The sequence below is a fragment of the Peribacillus sp. genome (genome assembly GCF_059453735.1).
In genome coordinates this window covers 1-2,241 of sequence record NZ_JAZVJO010000426.1, presented here as the reverse complement: position 1 = coordinate 2,241, position 2,241 = coordinate 1, and the positions used below count along the sequence as shown (strand labels likewise).

Annotated in this window: 3 protein-coding genes; 2 read left to right on the top strand and 1 reads right to left on the bottom strand. The window is 42.8% G+C overall.

Annotation, left to right across the window (positions count from 1 at the left end; genetic code table 11):
• The coding region (locus AC52RT_RS14030; RefSeq protein ID WP_495541318.1) for a leucyl aminopeptidase at nucleotides 1-1,137 on the top strand (1,137 nt) is incomplete at its 5' end.
• A gap of 57 nt (nucleotides 1,138-1,194) precedes the next feature.
• Here the strand turns inward: AC52RT_RS14030 and AC52RT_RS14025 are convergent.
• The gene (locus tag AC52RT_RS14025) at nucleotides 1,195-1,578 is read right to left on the bottom strand and encodes a YuzC family spore coat inner layer protein (protein WP_495541317.1); all 384 of its coding nucleotides are present in this window, start codon (nucleotides 1,576-1,578) and stop codon (nucleotides 1,195-1,197) included.
• 111 nt (nucleotides 1,579-1,689) lie between these two features.
• Between AC52RT_RS14025 and AC52RT_RS14020 the strand changes: the two genes are divergently transcribed.
• Entirely contained in the window at nucleotides 1,690-2,103 is a 414-nt protein-coding gene (locus tag AC52RT_RS14020) for a hotdog fold thioesterase (RefSeq protein ID WP_495541316.1), read from the top strand.
• The last annotated feature ends 138 nt before the right edge of the window (nucleotides 2,104-2,241 follow it).

The window sequence follows — 2,241 nt, the reverse complement described above, 5'->3', positions numbered from 1 at the left end:
ATCCTAGATACAGCTCATGCCTTTGGTGAAGCATTTCAGCTTGCCACTTATGAATTTGCGGGGTACAAGCAAAAATCGAATGAGAAGCAAAAGCAGATCGAAGCAATTACAGTTTACAGCGAAAGTGACAGCCAAGATTTAAAAGCGTCTCTTGAGGTTGGACATGTATTTGGTAAAGCAACGAATTCAGCTAGAACCTTAGTTAATATACCGGGAAACCTTTTAACATCGACTGATTTAGCTGCATATGCTTCTGAACTTGGCAAAAAATATGATTTTGAAACAGAAATATTAGATAAAGAAGACATGATTAAACTTGGAATGGGCGCGCTTTTAGCGGTTAACCAAGGATCTACAGAACCGCCAAAAATGATCGTATTGAAATATCAGGGTAAAGAAGAATGGAAAGATGTCATCGGACTTGTCGGTAAAGGGGTTACTTTCGATACAGGAGGATATTCCATTAAAACAAAGGCCGGCATCGTCGGGATGAAAACCGATATGGGTGGAGCTGCGGCAGTACTTGGTGCTATGGAGATTATCGGTGAATTAAAGCCTGAGCAAAATGTGGTGGCAGTCATTCCATCGACAGATAATATGATTAGTGGAAATGCGTTTAAACCAGATGACGTTATTACTTCGATGAGTGGTAAAACCATTGAAGTGCTAAATACGGATGCAGAAGGACGATTGGTACTTGCCGATGCTGTCACCTACGCGAAACAACATGGCGCAGAGTACTTGGTTGATGTGGCTACACTGACTGGCGGGGTTATCACGGCCTTAGGAATGGATATGACTGGCGCAATGACTAATAATGAGGATTTATTCATTGAAGTCTTAGAAGCCTCTCATGAAGCTGGAGAGCCGATTTGGAGACTTCCGATTACTGAAAAAGATAAGAAGCGGGTAAGAGGAAGCCGCATTGCGGATTTAAACAACTCACCAGGAAGTCCAGGACATGCGATCATGGGCGGTGCATTTATCGGGGAATTTGCAGAAAATACTCCATGGGTTCACCTGGATATTGCCGGTACTTCAACGACCAATGCCCTATCAGAACTCGGGACAGCTGGTGGAACGGGTGTAATGACTAGAACACTCGCTACGCTTGTTGAACGGTTTGGAGAAAAATAAAAAGATGAAACCGAAGTCTTAGGGACTTCGGTTTTTTTTCGTTATTATTGAAAGGCGTTAAAAAGTATGCCATCGTAACAAGATAATTACATGAGTATCCCCAGGTGATTCTTCTATTTTAGAATCAAAGTCCATTCGTATTCCATCCGGGGTAATTCGAATTTTTGGAACTGTAGTGAGCCCTACTTTTTTTATCATTTCTGTGATCTCACTCTGTTTAGAATCTTGAGCAGCAGTCATAATTTTTTGAGAAAATGATTTAGAAGCCATCTGCTTAACTACCTTTTGCGCATCGGCCAAAAGAGACTGCGAGAGTTGAGCAGACTTAATAAACATTGATGGATCAGGTGCAGGTGACGGCCGCTGCGGAAATGGATGAATGTCTGGCTGATAGACCTTAGGATAACGATGCACATTTGGGGATTGATCAGAATATTTCATGGCTGGCGCCTCCTTCATCTTCAACATATGAGAAAAGATAAACAGGTATGATGAGTGAGTAAAAGAAGGATATTTCTATGAGTTAATCGAACTACAGTATATTGATAGTATATGGAGGTAAGGGAAATGGAAATAAATATCCAAAAGACATTGATGAATACACTAGGAATTGAAGTTACAGAGCTGAGTGAAGGGCGCATTGTTGCAACTATGCCTGTCGACGAAAGAACACATCAGCCGTTCGGCCTGCTTCACGGGGGTGCTTCTGTAGCCTTAGCCGAAACAGTTGCCAGTATGGGTGGATTTGCCCTTGTAGACCCAACAAAGGAAGCCGTGGTCGGTCTCGAAATCAACGCCAATCATTTAAAAGGAAAACGCTCCGGCATCGTCACTGCAGAAGGAACCATCCTGCACCGCGGCAAAACAACCATGGTCTGGGACATCAAAATCCGCGACGAAGAACAACAACTAGTCTGCATCTCCCGCTGTACACTCGCCGTTATAAAACTGAAAAAAGAACAATAATAAAAAAAGAGCAGCGGCTGCTGCTTTTTTGTCTGTTTAGAACGCTTAGTGGAGGATTTTGTGGACTAGTCCCGCATCTAGGTTGGCAGGCGAACAAACAAAGCGAGTCATTTTAAAAAGACCAAGCCTAACGGGAAA

What these genes read in the sequence shown, in the direction of transcription:
- AC52RT_RS14020 (WP_495541316.1), top strand. Translation starts at nt 1,690, where the DNA reads ATGGAGGTAAGGGAAATGGAAATAAATATCCAAAAGACATTGATGAAT.
- AC52RT_RS14025 (WP_495541317.1), bottom strand. Translation starts at nt 1,578, where the DNA reads ATGAAATATTCTGATCAATCCCCAAATGTGCATCGTTATCCTAAGGTC.